This window comes from Streptococcus sp. HMSC078H03 (assembly GCF_001808655.1).
Taxonomy (GTDB): domain Bacteria; phylum Bacillota; class Bacilli; order Lactobacillales; family Streptococcaceae; genus Streptococcus; species Streptococcus salivarius_G.
This window is the reverse complement of record NZ_KV794113.1, coordinates 1,622-19,079: the sequence shown is the minus strand read 5'-3', so window position 1 is coordinate 19,079 and position 17,458 is coordinate 1,622. Positions and strand designations below refer to the sequence as shown.

The 17,458-nt window shown below is 40.1% G+C and carries 10 protein-coding genes; all 10 read left to right on the top strand.

Annotation, left to right across the window (positions count from 1 at the left end):
- Nucleotides 1–266, top strand: a 266-nt coding sequence (locus tag HMPREF2607_RS05995; protein WP_083278661.1) for a 2,3-bisphosphoglycerate-dependent phosphoglycerate mutase, incomplete at its 5' end; no start/stop codon positions are given.
- 346 nt (nucleotides 267–612) lie between these two features.
- Nucleotides 613–2,169 carry a 2-isopropylmalate synthase gene (locus HMPREF2607_RS05990; protein ID WP_060971493.1) on the top strand — a complete coding sequence of 519 codons (1,557 nt, stop codon included), beginning with the start codon at nucleotides 613–615 and terminating at the stop codon, nucleotides 2,167–2,169.
- An 18-nt stretch (nucleotides 2,170–2,187) separates the two neighbouring features.
- The gene (gene leuB / locus HMPREF2607_RS05985; protein ID WP_070476322.1) at nucleotides 2,188–3,225 is read left to right on the top strand and encodes a 3-isopropylmalate dehydrogenase; all 1,038 of its coding nucleotides are present in this window, start codon (nucleotides 2,188–2,190) and stop codon (nucleotides 3,223–3,225) included.
- Nucleotides 3,226–3,229: 4 nt separating this feature from the next.
- Entirely contained in the window at nucleotides 3,230–3,511 is a 282-nt protein-coding gene (locus HMPREF2607_RS05980) for a DUF1294 domain-containing protein (RefSeq protein WP_037598114.1), read from the top strand.
- Between the two features lie 30 nt (nucleotides 3,512–3,541).
- Nucleotides 3,542–4,933 (top strand): 3-isopropylmalate dehydratase large subunit, encoded by a 1,392-nt coding sequence (gene leuC, locus HMPREF2607_RS05975; RefSeq protein WP_022496499.1) that lies wholly within the window; start codon nucleotides 3,542–3,544, stop codon nucleotides 4,931–4,933.
- Between the two features lie 11 nt (nucleotides 4,934–4,944).
- A complete protein-coding gene (gene leuD, locus HMPREF2607_RS05970; protein WP_002884116.1) occupies nucleotides 4,945–5,535 on the top strand; it encodes a 3-isopropylmalate dehydratase small subunit in 591 nt (196 codons plus the stop codon).
- 214 nt (nucleotides 5,536–5,749) lie between these two features.
- Entirely contained in the window at nucleotides 5,750–8,860 is a 3,111-nt protein-coding gene (locus HMPREF2607_RS05965; protein WP_070476319.1) for a DNA polymerase III subunit alpha, read from the top strand.
- A 92-nt stretch (nucleotides 8,861–8,952) separates the two neighbouring features.
- Nucleotides 8,953–9,972, top strand: a complete 1,020-nt coding sequence (gene pfkA / locus HMPREF2607_RS05960) for a 6-phosphofructokinase (protein ID WP_002884051.1) — start codon at nucleotides 8,953–8,955, stop codon at nucleotides 9,970–9,972.
- Nucleotides 9,973–10,042: 70 nt separating this feature from the next.
- Nucleotides 10,043–11,545 (top strand): pyruvate kinase, encoded by a 1,503-nt coding sequence (gene pyk, locus HMPREF2607_RS05955; RefSeq protein WP_002884118.1) that lies wholly within the window; start codon nucleotides 10,043–10,045, stop codon nucleotides 11,543–11,545.
- Nucleotides 11,546–12,285: 740 nt separating this feature from the next.
- On the top strand, nucleotides 12,286–17,458 hold a 5,173-nt coding region (locus HMPREF2607_RS05950; protein ID WP_148130157.1), incomplete at its 3' end, for a CshA/CshB family fibrillar adhesin-related protein.

Below are 17,458 nucleotides of genomic sequence, written 5' to 3'. Positions count from 1 at the left end.
ACTCAGTAATTCCAGATGCTGAAAACTTGAAAGTGACTTTGGAACGTGCCCGTCCATTCTGGGAAGATAAAATCGCTCCAGCACTTAAAGATGGTAAAAACGTATTCGTAGGAGCACACGGTAACTCAATCCGTGCCCTTGTAAAACACTTCAAAGGCTTGTCTGATGACGAAATCATGGACGTTGAAATTCCAAACTTCCCACCATTGGTATTCGGATTTGACGAAAAATTGAACGTTGTTTCTGAATACTACCTCGGAAAATAAGCTGAGATAAGTAGTTATCATTAACAAATAAAAAGTTGACTTCGGTCAGCTTTTTTGTTTTCTTGAAAATAAATGTAAATAGTGGTCAGAAAAGTCAGTCAATTCAGTAATTTTTCCTTGACTTTCAACTTGGAAAGATGTATCATATTAACCAAGATACATCGAAAGGAAATGAGTCAAATGACATTCGCAACTACAACTGTTTTGCTATTGCGTAATGAGGGCTAGTGCAAAAGCATTAGTCCTGTTTGGCTTACCAAGCGGGAGGTAAAAACATCTCGCTTGGGTTTCCGAGTGAGATGTTTTTTTACTACTATCGTTTTTACTTTTAGAAAGAGGATTGTCTATGCGTAAAGTTGAATTTTTTGATACAAGTCTTCGTGATGGGGAACAAACACCTGGAGTTAACTTCTCAATCAAAGAAAAAGTTGCCATTGCTAAGCAACTTGAAAAATGGGGAATTTCTGTAATCGAAGCAGGTTTCCCTGCAGCTAGTCCAGATTCATTTGAGGCAGTAAAACAAATTGCAGAAGCTATGACAACAACTTCTGTTACCGGCTTGGCTCGCTCAGTAAAATCTGATATTGATGCTTGTTATGAGGCTTTGAAAGATGCCAAGTATCCACAAATTCATGTCTTTATCGCAACAAGTCCGATTCACCGTGAGTTTAAATTGAAGAAATCAAAAGAAGAAATTCTTGAAGCTGTAAAAGAGCATGTGACTTATGCGCGTGAACGTTTCGATGTTGTTGAGTTTTCACCAGAGGATGCTACTCGTACTGAGCTTGATTTCTTGACTGAAGTTGTTCAAACAGCGGTTGATGCTGGTGCATCATATATTAATATTCCAGATACAGTAGGATTTACGACTCCAGAAGAGTTTGCACGTATTTTTGATCATTTGACTGAAAATATTAAATCAGACCATAAAGTTGTTTTTGGTGTTCACTGTCACGATGACCTCGGTATGGCAACTGCAAATACTTTGACAGCAATTAAACACGGTGCTGGACGTGTACAGGGAACTGTTAATGGTATCGGTGAACGTGCGGGTAATGTTGCTCTTGAAGAAGTAGCTGTTGCTTTGAAAATTCGTGAAGACTTTTTCCAAGCAACAAGTGATATTGTTCTTAATGAAACAATGAATACTTCAGAGCTTGTTTCTCGCTTCTCTGGAATTCCTGTTCCTAAAAATAAAGCTGTTGTTGGTGGAAATGCCTTCTCTCATGAATCAGGTATCCACCAAGATGGTGTTCTTAAGAACCCACAAACTTATGAAATTTTCACACCAGAATTGGTAGGTGTGAAGAGTAACAGTCTTCCTCTTGGTAAATTGTCAGGACGTCATGCCTTTGTTGAAAAATTGAAAGAACTTGAGCTTGATTTTGTGGAAGAAGATATCAAACCACTCTTTGCCAAATTTAAAGTCTTGGCTGGGAAAAAACATGATATTACTGATGCAGATATTCGTGCACTTGTTGCTGGTACAAGTGTAGATAATCCAGAAGGTTTCCACTTCGAAGATCTTCGCTTGACTACTAATGCTGATGAAACAATCACTGCTACAGTAAGCTTGGCTAATGAAGATGGTGAATCTGTTGAATTTTTGGCAAATGGCCAAGGGTCAGTTGAAGCTATCTTCAATGCTATTGACAAATTCTTCAACCAAACAGTTCGCTTGACTTCTTATAATATTGACGCAGTAACTGATGGTATTGATGCGCAAGCGCGTGTACTTGTAACTGTAGAAAATGTAGATACAGATACTATTTTCAATGCATCTGGTTTAGACTTTGACGTCTTGAAAGCATCAGCAATTGCCTATATCAATGCTAATACATTGGTTCAAAAAGAAAATGCTGGTGAGATGGCACGTAAGGTTTCTTATCGTGACCTTCCATAAGCCGAAGAGGAGTTAAACATGATAAAGAAAATTGTAACACTTTCAGGTGATGGAATTGGACCTGAGATTATGGCAGCAGGTCTTGAAGTTCTTGAAAAAGTAGCTTCAAAAATTGGATTTGATTACGACATCGATGCTAAACCATTTGGTGGTGCTGGCATTGATGCCGAGGGTCATCCACTTCCTAAATCAACTTTGGATGCTGCTAAATCAGCAGATGCTATCCTCTTGGCTGCAATTGGTGGACCTAAATATGACAATGCGCCAGTTCGTCCTGAACAAGGACTTTTGGCCATTCGTAAGGAGTTGAATCTCTTTGCTAATATCCGTCCTGTCCGCATCTTTGATGCTTTGAAACACTTGTCACCTCTTAAACCTGAGCGTATTGAGGGCGTAGACTTCGTCGTTGTTCGTGAGCTCACAGGTGGTATTTACTTTGGTGAGCACATTTTGGAAGAAGATAAGGCTTGCGATATCAATGATTATTCAGCAGATGAGATTCGTCGTATCATGCGTCGTGCCTTCAAGATTGCTCAAGGTCGTGGCAAAAAGGTCACTAGCATTGATAAACAAAATGTTTTGGCAACTTCTAAATTGTGGCGTAAGGTTGCTGATGAAGTTTCTTTGGAGTTTCCAGATGTAACTCTTGAACATCAGCTCGTTGATAGTGCTGCAATGATTATGATTACCAACCCAGCTCGTTTTGATGTGGTTGTGACAGAAAACCTTTTTGGTGATATCTTGTCTGATGAATCAAGTGTCCTTCCAGGAACTTTAGGTGTTATGCCATCTGCCAGTCATTCTGAAAATGGTCCAAGTCTTTATGAACCTATTCATGGTTCAGCACCAGATATCGCTGGTCAAGGTATTGCCAATCCAATTTCAATGATTTTGTCAGTAGCTATGATGTTACGTGAAAGTTTCAATGAAACTGAAGGGGCAGAATTGATTGAAAATGCTGTTGATAAGACCTTGAATCAAGGCATCTTGACACGTGATTTGGGTGGTCAGGCTTCGACTGCTGAAATGACAGCAGCTATTATTGGCAATCTCTAAACTCATGACACTAAAACTAGTGTTACTAAGTGTTTTGTTGGTATGGAATATTGTCGTCTTATTGGTTTATGGCCTTGATAAACATAAGGCTATCCGACATAAGAGACGGATTTCTGAGAAGGCATTATTATTACAGACACTGATCTTTGGTGGTATTGGTGCCTTTCTAGGTGGAAGACTTTTTAGACATAAAATTAACAAATGGTACTTTAAGCTTTGCTGGCTTATAGGAATTGTTATAGATGTCTTTCTTTTATACCTTATTCTAACAAGACTTTCGGATTAGCTAATCCTTAGATTATAATTGGAGTATTTTATGAGCGGAAAATCAATTTTTGATAAACTTTGGGAACGCCACGTCGTTACTGGAAATGAGGGCGAACCACAATTGATGTATGTGGATCAGCATTATATTCACGAGGTTACAAGTCCACAGGCCTTTCAAGGACTTCGTGATGCTGGACGTAAAGTTCGTCGCCCAGATTTAACTTTTGGTACGACAGACCACAACGTTCCTACGGTTGATATTTTTAACATTCGTGACCTTATTTCTAAAAACCAAATTGATACTTTGGCGAAAAACGTTGAGGAATTTGGTATTGATGCGGCTACCCACGGTACTGCTCGTCAGGGGATTGTCCACATGGTTGGTCCTGAAACAGGTCGTAGTCAACCCGGAAAATTTGTCGTTTGTGGAGATAGTCATACGGCTACTCATGGTGCCTTTGGTGCTATTGCCTTTGGTATTGGTACATCTGAGGTAGAACATGTCTTTGCGACACAATGTTTGTGGCAAGTGAAACCGAAGAAAATGAAGGTTGAATTTGTTGGTAAACCACAGCCAGGTGTTTATTCAAAAGACTTTATTCTTGCACTCATTGCACGCTATGGCGTTGATGCTGGTGTAGGATACGCAGTTGAATATTGTGGTGAAGCTATCGATGCTCTTTCAATGGATGAACGCATGACTATCTGTAACATGTCTATTGAATTTGGTGCTAAGATGGGTCTTATGAATCCAGACCAAAAAACTTATGATTATGTTGAAGGGCGTCCTTGCGCACCTAAGGGTGAGAAGTTTGAAGAAGCAGTAGCTGACTGGAAAACCTTGGTCTCAGATCCAGATGCTGAATACGATAAAGTAATCACTATTGATGTTTCAGAATTGGCACCTATGGTTACATGGGGAACTAACCCTGAAATGGGTGTTGAGTTTGATCAACCATTCCCAGAAATCAAAGACTTTAATGATGAACGTGCTTACGAGTATATGGATGTTAAGCCTGGCGAATATGCTAAAGATATCGATCTTGGCTATGTCTTTATTGGTTCTTGTACTAACGCACGTCTTAGCGACCTTGAGTTAGCTGCTAAATTCGTTAAAGGAAAACATATCGCACCAACATTGACAGCTATTGTTGTTCCAGGTTCACGTCCAGTTAAGAAAGAAGCTGAACGTCTTGGTTTGGATAAAATTTTCTTGGATGCAGGATTTGAATGGCGTGATCCAGGTTGCTCAATGTGTCTTGGTATGAACCCAGACCATGTTCCAGAAGGCGTTCACTGTGCATCTACAAGTAACCGTAACTTTGAGGGACGTCAAGGATATGGAGCTCGTACTCACCTTTGTAGTCCAGCAATGGCAGCAGCTGCGGCAATCGCTGGTAAATTTGTAGATGTACGCTATATGCCAGAAGTTCAAGCATAAGGGAGAAGATAATGGAAAAATTTACCGTCTATACAGGGAAATCAGTACCTTTGATGAATGATAACATCGATACGGACCAACTCATTCCCAAACAATTCTTGAAAGCTGTTGATAAAAAAGGCTTCGGTAAGAATTTGATGTTTGAATGGCGTTATCTTAATGATGACTACGAAGAAAATCCTGATTTCGTCTTCAATAAACCTGAGTATCGCGATGCGACTATTTTGGTTACTGGTGATAACTTTGGTTCAGGATCATCTCGTGAACACGCTGCGTGGGCATTGGAAGACTATGGTTTCCGCTGTGTTATCGCTGGATCATTTTCAGATATCCACTATAACAACGAATTGAAGAATGGTATGTTGCCAATCGTTCAACCCTTGGAAGTACGTCAAAAATTGGCTGCTCTTCCTGCAGGTGAGGAAATCACGATTGACCTTCCAAACCAAGTCATTAAATCTTCAGCAGGAGAGTTTCCATTTGATATCGATCATGAGTGGAAACGTAAATTGGTTGAAGGGCTTGATGATATTGGAATCACTCTTCAATATGAAGATTTGATTGCTGCCTATGAAAAACAACGCCCATCATATTGGCAATAAGGGACTAAGTTGTTTTTCTAAACTTTGATATTCAATCTTGCTATCAAAAGCAATGATGTGTTAGTAAAAAAATAATGATCACTTAAAAGAATGGGATAAGGACAATGTCTAAAATGTTGTTCTATCTCATTCTTTTTGTTTGAAACAGTTAATATGGTAGAGGCGTTTTTACTAGTAGCGTATGCTATAATAGAAAGATAGAAAGGAGGCCTTCATGTTTGCACAATTGGATACAAAATCCGTCTATAGTTTCATGGATAGTGTCGTAGATTTGAACAGCTACGTTGCGCGTGCCAAAGAGCTTGGCTATCAAGCCCTTGGTTTGATGGATCGTGACAATCTCTATGCTGCTTATCATTTTGCCCAGCTTGCAAGTAGAAACGGTTTACGTCCTTTGATTGGTATGGAAGCTAATCTATTTTACGAGGGAAGAAAAATTCCTTTTCGTCTATTAGCAAAAAATAATCAGGGCTATAAAAATTTGATGAAGTTGGCAACAGAGCTTTCCTCAGGACAACGTGAACTTACAGCTTTTTCGGACTATCTGAATGCTATTGCCCTCATCCTTCCGAGTGAAGACTGGGAGTCAGGGATGACACTTGGTTCAGAGGTTTTCATTGGGGTAAGGCCAGAAGATGCTGGCAAAGAGTTTGATTATCCTGTGGTTCCCTTACATACAGTGCGTTACTTTGAGAATTCAGACCGCTCGACGATTCAGGTGTTGCATGCCATCTCACAAAATGTTTCCTTGTCAGAGGCCTCTATTTGTCCTATGAATCAGCTACTTTTCTCGCCTCAAGAAATGGAAAGTGCCTATAGCGATATTCCAGAGGCTTTGAACAATTTGGAGCAACTTGTTTCAGACATTACTTATCAATTTGATACAGATTTGAAGCTTCCACGTTTTAATCGAGATATGCCAGCAGTTGACCAATTAAGTCAATTAGCTCAATCTGGATTGGAGTCTAAAAAGTTAACCTCAGCAGTTTATCAGGAACGTTTAGACAAAGAATTGTCTATCATTCATCAGATGGGCTTTGATGATTATTTCTTGATTGTCTGGGATTTGTTACGCTTTGGGCGTAGCCGTGGTTATTATATGGGAATGGGACGTGGATCTGCTGCAGGAAGCTTGGTGGCCTATGTTCTTGACATTACTGGAATTGATCCCGTTAAAAATGACTTGCTTTTCGAGCGTTTCCTAAATGAAGAGCGTTATAGCATGCCTGATATTGATATCGACTTGCCTGATATCTATCGAAGCGAGTTTCTTCATTATGTTAGGGACCGTTATGGTAGTAAGCACTCTGCTCAGATTGTTACCTTTTCAACCTTTGGAGCCAAGCAGGCTATTCGAGATGTTTTTAAACGTTTTGGTGCTAAGGAATTTGAACTGTCCCAACTAAGTAAAAAGATTTCTTTTCGTGATAACTTGACCTCTGTCTATGAGAAGAATATGTCATTCAGACAGCTGATTAATCAGAGACAGGAATTTCAGAGGGCATTTGAAATTGCTAAGGCTATTGAAGGCCAGCCAAGACAAACCTCAATTCATGCTGCCGGTATAGTGATGAGTGATGATGACCTGACTAATCATATTCCTCTAAAAGCTGGTGAGGATATGATGGTTACTCAGTACGATGCCTCCGCAGTTGAGGCCAATGGCTTGCTTAAGATGGATTTCTTGGGTCTCCGTAATTTGACCTTTGTTCAAAAAATGAAGGAGAAGCTTGAAGAAGAGCAGGGCATCACTATTGATATCAAATCCATTGACTTGGAAGATCCACAGACCCTAGCACTTTTTGCCAGTGGTAAGACAAAGGGGATTTTTCAGTTTGAGCAGGCGGGTGCCATAAACCTCCTTAAACGAATTAAACCTGCTAAGTTCGAAGAAGTCGTAGCGACAACCTCTCTTAACCGTCCTGGAGCCAGCGATTATACAGATAATTTCATTGCTCGTAAGTATGGTAAGGAAAAAGTAGATCTGATTGATCCAGTAGTTGCACCAATCCTTGAGCCTACTTATGGCATCATGCTCTATCAGGAGCAGGTTATGCAGATTGCCCAAGTATTTGCGGGCTTTACACTTGGAAAAGCCGATTTGCTTCGTCGAGCGATGTCTAAAAAAGATGCCAATGAAATGTCCAAGATGTCCGAACAATTCATGGAAGGAAGTCGTCAGTTAGGACGTGACCCACAGATTGCTGAAAGACTCTTTAGTATGATGGCTAAGTTTGCGGGTTATGGCTTTAATAGAAGTCATGCCTATGCCTACTCAGCTTTGGCCTTTCAGTTAGCCTATTTCAAAACGCACTACCCACAGATATTCTATGACGTTATGTTGAATTATTCGTCTAGTGATTACATTAAGGATGCAATTGAAAATGGCTTCTCCCTAGCTAGACTCGATATTAATAGGATTCCCTATCTGGACAAGATTTCAGATGGCAAGATCGTATTAGGCCTTAAGACTATCAAAGGCTTGCCAAGAGATTTTTCCCTTTGGATTATTGAGGATCGCAAACAAAATGGCAAATACATTTCTATAGAAGACTTTTTGACACGTATTCCTAGTAAATATCAGAAAGTCGATATTTTGACACCTCTTATTCAAATTGGTTTGTTTGATATTTTTGAACCAAACCGTCAGAAAATCATTGGCAATTTAAACAACCTCTTTACTTTTGTCAATGAGTTAGGAAGTTTGTTTGCAGAGTCCTCTTATTCTTGGGTTGATTATGAAGACTATAGCCAGACGGATCGTTATAATTTAGAACAGGAGTTACTAGGAGTTGGGCTTAGTCCTCATCCTTTACACCTAGCTCAAAAAATGGCCTCTCGTCCCTATCAACCAATTTCTGATTTGACGGTTAATACTAAGGCGACGGTTTTGGTTCAGCTAGAGTCCGTTCGAATTATCAGAACTAAAAAAGGTGATCAGATGGCCTTTCTGAACGTAACTGATGGGATCAATAAACTTGATGTTACTCTATTCCCAGAAACTTATTTCTATCATAAGGATAAATTAAGTGAAGGTGGTCTCTTTTATCTTGATGGGCGGACCCAGGAGCGTGATGGACGCATTCAGTTAATTTTGTCCAACATGGAGGAAGCTAGTACGGAGCGTTTCTGGATTTTACTTGAGAATCATGATCAGGACTTAGACGTTTCTCAAATCTTAGCTAAGTATCCTGGAAACATCCCTGTCATTATTCGTTATCAAGGAAGTAAGGAAACCATCGTTAGTCAAAGATATAGAGTATCCAAGAACGAGGAACTTAATCAGGAATTAGCACCTTATGTGTTGAAAACGGTTTTACGATAAAAAAAACAATAAATCTTTTCAAATTTAAAGCCATTTAGAATTCTTTATGTTATAATGAAAATGTTAAATATATAAAAGGAGTATCAGGAATAATGAAACGTATTGCTGTTTTGACTAGTGGTGGAGATGCCCCTGGTATGAACGCTGCCGCTCGCGCAGTTGTTCTCAAAGCAATTTCTGAAGGAATTGAAGTATTCGGCATTAACCGTGGATACGCTGGTATGGTTGAAGGAGATATCTTCCAACTTGATGCCAAAGGCGTAGACAACATCCTCAGCCGTGGTGGTACTTTCCTTCAGTCTGCTCGCTATCCTGAGTTTGCCCAACTTGAGGGTCAACTTAAAGGTATTGAGCAACTTAAAAAACATGGAATCGAAGGTGTAGTAGTTATTGGTGGAGATGGTTCTTACCATGGTGCTATGCGTTTGACTGAACATGGTTTCCCAGCTGTTGGTCTTCCAGGAACTATCGATAACGATATCGTTGGTACAGACTATACAATTGGTTTTGATACTGCTGTTGCAACTGCAACAGAAGCTATCGATAAAATTCAAGACACTGCTTTCAGTCACGGACGTACTTTTGTCGTTGAAGTTATGGGACGTCACGCTGGTGATATCGCTCTTTGGGCTGGTATCGCTTCTGGTGCAGACCAAATTATCGTACCTGAAGAAGAGTACGACATCAACGAAGTTGTCCGTAAAGTTAAAGAAGGTTACGAATCAGGTGTTAAAACTCACCACGTAATCGTACTTGCTGAAGGTGTTATGGGTGCTGAAGAATTTGCAGCTAAAATGAAAGAAGCTGGAGATACTTCAGATCTTCGTGCAACAAACATTGGACACGTGGTTCGTGGTGGTTCGCCAACTCCGCGTGACCGTGTTCTTGCTTCATGGATGGGTGCTCATGCGGTTGACCTCCTTAAACAAGGTATTGGTGGTGTAGCTGTTGGTATCCACAATGAAGAGCTTGTTGAAAGCCCAATCCTTGGTACAGCAGAAGAAGGCGCTTTGTTCAGTCTTACTGAAGACGGTAAAATTATCGTTAACAATCCACACAAAGCTCGTCTTGACTTTGCAGACCTTAACCGTTCATTGGCTAACTTGAGCTAATCTCGGTTATTTAAATTATTGTTAATCCGTCGCTAGGGCGACAAAAAATATAAGGGAGTTTTTATTTATCATGAATAAACGCGTAAAAATCGTTGCAACACTTGGTCCTGCGGTTGAAATCCGTGGCGGCAAAAAATTTGGTGAAGATGGTTACTGGGGTGAAAAACTTGACCGTGAAGCATCTGCTAAAAACATTGCTCAATTGATCAAGGAAGGTGCCAACGTTTTCCGTTTCAACTTCTCACATGGTGACCACGCTGAACAAGGTGAACGTATGGATGTCGTTCGTATGGCAGAAGACCTTGCTGGTCAAAAAGTAGGTTTCCTTCTTGATACAAAAGGACCTGAAATGCGTACTGAATTGTTCGAAGGTGATGCTAAAGAGTATGCATACAAAACTGGTGAACAAATTCGTGTTGCTACTAAACAAGGTATCAAATCAACTCGCGACGTTATCGCTTTGAACGTTGCAGGTGCACTTGACGTTTTTGACGATGTAGAAGTAGGTAAACAAGTTCTTATCGATGATGGTAAACTTGGTCTTCGTGTTGTAGACAAAGATGCTGAAAAACGTGAATTCATCGTTGAAGTTGAAAATGATGGTATCATCGCTAAACAAAAAGGTGTAAACATCCCTTACACTAAAATTCCTTTCCCAGCACTTGCTGAACGTGATAACGCTGATATCCGTTTTGGTCTTGAACAAGGTCTTAACTTTATCGCTATCTCATTCGTACGTACTGCAAAAGACGTACAAGAAGTTCGTGCTATCTGTGAAGAAACTGGTAACGGTCATGTTCAATTGTTGGCTAAAATCGAAAACCAACAAGGTATCGATAACATCGATGAAATCATCGAAGCTGCTGACGGTATCATGATCGCTCGTGGTGACATGGGTATCGAAGTACCATTCGAAATGGTTCCAGTTTACCAAAAAATGATCATCACTAAAGTAAACGCTGCTGGTAAAGTTGTTGTTACAGCTACTAACATGCTTGAAACAATGACAGAAAAACCACGTGCAACTCGTTCTGAAGTATCTGACGTATTTAACGCAGTTATCGATGGTACAGATGCTACAATGCTTTCTGGTGAGTCTGCAAATGGTAAATACCCAGTTGAATCAGTTCGTACAATGGCTACAATTGATAAAAACGCTCAAACTCTTCTTAAAGAGTATGGTCGTCTTGATTCATCAACATTTGACCGTTCAACTAAGACTGAAGTAGTTGCATCTGCAGTTAAAGATGCTACTAACTCAATGGATATCAAACTTATTGTTGCTCTTACTGAATCAGGTAACACTGCTCGTTTGATTTCTAAATACCGTCCAGAAGCTGATATCTTGGCTGTAACATTCGATGAAATTACTCAAAAATCATTGATGCTTAACTGGGGTGTTATTCCAGTAGTTACTGAAAAACCAAGCTCAACTGATGATATGTTTGATGTTGCTGAAAAAGTTGCATTGGAATCAGGTCTTGTAGAATCTGGTGACAACATTGTTATCGTTGCTGGTGTTCCAGTAGGTACAGGTGGTACAAACACTATGCGTATCCGCACAGTAAAATAATTTAAGTAGTACTTAAATAGAAAGAAGGTCTTTGGATCTTCTTTTTTTGGCTCTATAATCGATTTAGTAGGTTAAACTATTGAAGAGATTATAGAGCTTTTTTCGTAGGTAGGTAAATCAATTGGATAATAATAACAAGAGAAGAAAATCATATTTATTCCAAATGGTTTAAAGCAAGATGGCTGATTTGGTTTGTATTTTCAACAGATTTAGTTCTAAGTGTCATATGGCTTAGAAGGTATTAAGAGAAGAGGGAAATTATCTTTTCAAAGAAATTTTGCTTTTCTTGAAAACAACAGGATAAAAAATGTCGTTAAATAGGCTTCTAAACTATAGTTAAGATGGTTATAAGCTATAATTTTTAGAAGGACTGAGTTGATAACAAACCATTTTAATTTCAATAATGACTTACTAATTTAAAAGTTCTAATGAATTATTAATTTTGAAAATCGATTTTTGAAAAAAATAAAATCATAAGTTTCTTTTTACTGACAATTCTAAAAATAAATAATTATAAAATTATTAATTAAAACGTTTATAAAAATAGTGATATTTATAATCATTCTACTGATTACATGATTATTTTTAAGTGAACCTTATAAAAAAATTGAAAATAAGAGCATTTCTTTTCACAAATATTAGGAATTTTGTTAAAATATTTAACGATTAGTATTTTTAAATACTTTTAATCTCATTGAGGGGTGAGATACTTAATAGTATAAGTGTGGAGGATTACCAAAGTGGGTAAAGATTTATTTAATGATCGTATAAGTCGATTTTCGATTCGTAAGCTGAATGTAGGGGTTTGCTCCGTTCTTCTTGGAACTCTGGTTATGGTTGGTACTGCTAGTCAAGTATCTGCCGATGAAACAGCTAACCAAGTCCAAGCAGGAGATGTAGCTAGCACTACTTCTACAGTGAGTGATGAGACATCTTCTCAGAATGCTGTTGCTGCTCAAGCTTCGACGGAAGTCGCAAATTTCTTATCAAGTTCTGAGACTAATAGTCAGTCTCAAACCGTTTCAAATGCTAGCGCAGCTACTTCTGAAACGTCTACAACACAAGCTTCTAGTGAGACAACATCTCAAGCAGCTTCGTCAACGTCAGCAACTACTGCAGCATCTACCACTAGTGTTGCTGGCTCTACAAGTGTAGGCAATACTACGGGAGTTTCAACGACAGCCTCTGTTACATCAGCATCATCTGAGACACCTGCTTCAGAAACAGCATCTGAAGCACAAGGTGTGGACGTTCAAGCAGAAGCTTCTACAACGAATGCTCTTTCAAGTGGAGCCGAAGCGTCTGCTGTAGAGCAACCTGTTGTAACAGCAGAAACTTCTGGTCGACGTCGTACACGTCGTGCATTAGGTGATCCTAATGACGAAAGCTTGATTGGGGATGATGTTGAAGATGCAACTTCAACTCCAAAAGTTGAAAAACCAGGCTTTACAACAAATGTTGATGCCAAATCTATGGCTAGCCAAATCTCATGGTTGGACTTTGGAGATGTAGCTAACTGGACAGGAACTACTACAGTACTAGTTCCTAAAAGTGAAGTTAAACCAACTGAGAACTTAGAAGAAAAATTGGCTCTTCAAGTTGGGTCTACCTATACCAAGGAAATTATGCCTGGTTATGTAGTTACTGTAAAAGTCAAATCCTTGAAACCTTTCCAAGCGACTGAAATCTATAAGAAACGGATGGAAAATCAAGGGGCTACAGAAGCTGAAAAAGCAACCTATGATCCAAATGCAAAAAATGGTTATGTAAGTGGAGTCACTTCAAATGCTGCTAGGCAAGCTTTTAACAATGGTGAAGAGGCCAAAATCGTTGCTGATGCTCAAAATAATTGGACTGAAATCAGATTTGAGAATATTGATACGAAAACCAAGAAGACTACCATAAGTTCAGCTTTGAATGGTGGAAATATTGGAGTTCAGTTTGAAATCTCTGCAACCTTCCGTGGTAAGACAGTTAAGCCAGCTATTGTTATGGCTGATGGGGAGTCTGCTAACCCAGGTGAATTAGTTATGTTTACTACCAATGGAGAAGGTTGGCAGCATATTGGAGAATGGAAAAAGTTTACCAGACCAACTACTTCTGTAACATATTCACCACAAGATACTGAAAATCTTTTTGGACCTAATCCTAAATTTAATAATACCAACTTAAACCAACTTCGTAGATCTACTCAAGTTGGGCCAGAAAAGAAACCAGTAGCTTGGAAGTATTTTGGAAATCCAGACCAAGTTACAGGTGGTCTAGGAACCGGTATCTTTGGACCAAACATTTCTGAAGGTAATTATACTGTTCCAATCGTTATGACGCGTGGTGCCTCTGAAGTGGGGCTTTATGTCGCTTCAGGTGGTAAACAGTCAGCAATGCTAGGATTCTTCCCAATTGATGAAGGGGACGCTCCTGAGTCATACGGAAAAGCTATGCATACCATTGCAACTGTAGATGGTGTAACTGGTGCTAAAGTAAATCAACCATATATTGGTAATGTGAGCCCAGATATGGATGAGAATACCGTTCTTGACTGGTTCGGTGATGATAAGGCAACTACGGCCGATGAAGGAATTGACCAATTGCTTCCAGATGAGCTTAAAGGTACAACCAATGAGATGATCAAGATGGATCGTACACGCCCAGGTAACTACAAGCTGTCAATAGAAGCCCATACAGATGGAGCTTCAGAAGCTTATATCTACGGTTGGATAGACTTTAACCAAAATGGAACCTTTGATGAAGATGAGCGTTCGAATCTAGCAACCATTACCAAAGATGGTACGGTTCAATTAACATTTGCTAATAGCAAAACCTACATTGACCCAAGTGTTAATGAATTAGGAGTTCGAATCCGTATTGCTAAGAATGCAAAAGAAATCGAAAGCCCAACTGGTATGGCCTTATCTGGGGAAGTGGAGGACTTCAAGACTCAAATCACCCATCCACCAAAAGGGGAGTTTAAAGAAACCACTGGGGTTCAAGGTGCTAAGCAAACCGCTACTGTAGCCTTTACTGCTCGTGGTTTGCAAAAATATAGCCGAACTGAGTCAGCTAAAATTGATGAAACAGTAGAACCATACATCGTTGATTCAAATGGTAACAAAGCTACTTTAGATTCTGAAGGTTATTATGTAGTCCCTGGTCAAGGTAAATACAAGATTACTGGTAATGGTACAGACGTGGATGTGGAATTCATTCCAGAAGATCACTTCCTTGGAACAGCTGATGGCATCTCTATCCGTCGTACAGACAGCAATGGCTATGATACTGGCTGGTCAACAAAATTCCCAGCTGACGAAGCTAACGTAGATACTGTTTTAAATACCATGGATGGTCTCTATATTCCAACTGTTACACCAAGTAATATTGAAGGGGTTGATAAAACATCAACGGATGTTCAAGGAGCAACTCAAACTGAAACTCCTACCTTTAATACAACAGTTACGAACTCGAATGGTGAAAAGATTTCTATCACACCTAGTCTTACTTACCCTGCAAAATTAGTGGATCCAGCTACTGGTCAAGTGACTGATGATTCATCTGTAACAGTAGCAGGTGAAGGAACATATACAATCAATCCTACAACTGGTCAAGTGACTTTCACTCCAGAACCAAGCTTTACTGGAACAGCTACTGGTGTAACTGTTTCACTTACTGCAGGGGTTGGTTACGATAAAGATGGAGATGTGTCAGCTGATGCTGTTAAGACAGCAACAGCTAAGTACACACCAACTGTAACACCTATCACAGTGACTCCTACAGACAAGGTTTCTGCGGATGTTCAAAACGTTCCTCAAACCCAAACACCAACCTTTGATTTGAGTAGTGACAAGACTGCAAAAATTACAAGTAAAAAACTGGTCGATCCAGCGACTGGTCAACCGACTGATGAAACTACTGTGACAGTAGCAGGTGAAGGAACATATACAATTGATCCAACGACTGGAGCAGTTACGTTCACACCTGAGAAAGACTTTGTTGGTACTGCAGCAGGAGTAACTGTGCAGGCAACTGCTACAATTACAAATGCGAACGGTAAGACTGCAACTATCACATCTGATGCAACTTATACACCAACTGTTGTAGCAGCTGTTCCAACAGCAAGCCCTGCAACTTCAAAAGATATCCAAGGTGCGACTCAAACAGGTACACCAACCTTTGCAGGAACAACTGTTCAAGTAAATGGTGAAGATAAAGCTATTACCATTAAAGATAATAGCTACACACTTTTGGATAATGATGGCAATGAAGTGACAAGCACACCAGCTTATGCTGCTGATGGTACAACTGAAATTGGTACATATTCAATCGATTCAGCTACAGGTCGAGTCACTTTCACACCGACAGATAAATCATACACAGGTGTGGTAACACCAGCCAAGGTTCAAGCTGAAAGTTCAAACGGTATTAAGGTAGATACAACCTACACGCCTGAAATCGTACCGGTAACGCCGACAGCAACACCAGCTGAAACAACAGATATCCAAGGTGCCACTCAAACAGGTAAACCTGAATTCAAGGGTGGAACAGTAACTGTTGATGGTGTTGAGAAAACAGTGGCTATCAATGAAGCTGTTCCAGCAACCTTCGACGATGGTTCAACAACTAAGACAGTTGACGGCGTTGGTACTTACACAGTAGCAGCAGACGGAACTGTGACATTTGTTCCTGAGAAATCATTTACAGGCACAGCACCAGCAGTCACAGTCGTTCGTGAAGACATGAACGGTACTAAAGCTTCAGCGACTTACACACCAACTGTGACTCCGGTAACGCCAACTGCAGCTCCAGCTGAATCAACAGATGTTCAAGGTGCCACTCAAACAGGTAAGCCTGTATTTACTGAGGGTAACAGCCGTGTGCCGATGAATGATGATGTTGCCGCAACATTTGACGATGGCTCAACAACTAAGACAGTTGACGGCGTTGGTACTTACACAGTGGCAGCAGACGGAACCGTAACCTTCGTTCCTGAGAAATCATTTACTGGAACAGCACCAGCAGTGACGGTTGTTCGTGAAGACATGAACGGTACTAAAGCTTCTGCGGCATATACACCAACAGTAACCCCAGTAACACCGACTGCAGAAGATACAACATCTACAGGTAAACAAGGACAAACCCAAACAGGTAAGCCTAAATTTACTGAAGGCAACAGCCGTGTGCCAATGAATGATGACGTTCCAGCTACTTTTGATGATGGTTCAACTACCAAGACAGTCGATGGCGTTGGTACTTACACGGTGGCTTCAGACGGTACAGTTACATTCGTCCCTGAAAAATCATTCACAGGTAAAGCACCAGCCGTAACAGTTGTTCGTGAAGATAAGAACGGAACAAAAGCTTCTGCAACTTACACACCAACTGTAACTCCAGTAACTCCAACTGCAACACCTGCTGAATCTACTGGACCTCAAGGTTTGGTTCAAACAGGTACAGTAACCTTCACTGAAGGTGATGAAGTAGCACCAATCGACAAGGATACCATTACTCTTCTTGATGAAAATGGTCAACCAGCAACATCTGTAGTTGCTAAGTCACCAGAAGGTAAAGAAATTGGTACCTTCACCGTTGATAAAGATACAGGTGTTGTGACCTTCACACCAACGGATAAATCTTATTCCGGCGATGTTGTCCCAGTTAAGGTTCAAGCTGCGGATACTAACGGTACAACAGTAGAAACAACTTACACACCTAAGATTACTCCAGTTGTTCCAACATCTGAAGATGCTACATCAACTGATATCCAAGGTCAAACTCAAACAGGTAAACCAACCTTCACGGAAGGCAATCCAAATGTTCCAATTGATGAGGATACACCAGCTACCTTCGAAGATGGTTCAACGACTAAGACAGTAGATGGAGAAGGTACATACACTGTTTCTCCAGATGGAACCGTAACTT

Coding starts and splice junctions, on each gene's coding strand:
- HMPREF2607_RS05990 (WP_060971493.1), top strand. CDS start 613: ATGCGTAAAGTTGAATTTTTTGATACAAGTCTTCGTGATGGGGAACAA.
- leuB (WP_070476322.1), top strand. CDS start 2,188: ATGATAAAGAAAATTGTAACACTTTCAGGTGATGGAATTGGACCTGAG.
- HMPREF2607_RS05980 (WP_037598114.1), top strand. CDS start 3,230: ATGACACTAAAACTAGTGTTACTAAGTGTTTTGTTGGTATGGAATATT.
- leuC (WP_022496499.1), top strand. CDS start 3,542: ATGAGCGGAAAATCAATTTTTGATAAACTTTGGGAACGCCACGTCGTT.
- leuD (WP_002884116.1), top strand. CDS start 4,945: ATGGAAAAATTTACCGTCTATACAGGGAAATCAGTACCTTTGATGAAT.
- HMPREF2607_RS05965 (WP_070476319.1), top strand. CDS start 5,750: ATGTTTGCACAATTGGATACAAAATCCGTCTATAGTTTCATGGATAGT.
- pfkA (WP_002884051.1), top strand. CDS start 8,953: ATGAAACGTATTGCTGTTTTGACTAGTGGTGGAGATGCCCCTGGTATG.
- pyk (WP_002884118.1), top strand. CDS start 10,043: ATGAATAAACGCGTAAAAATCGTTGCAACACTTGGTCCTGCGGTTGAA.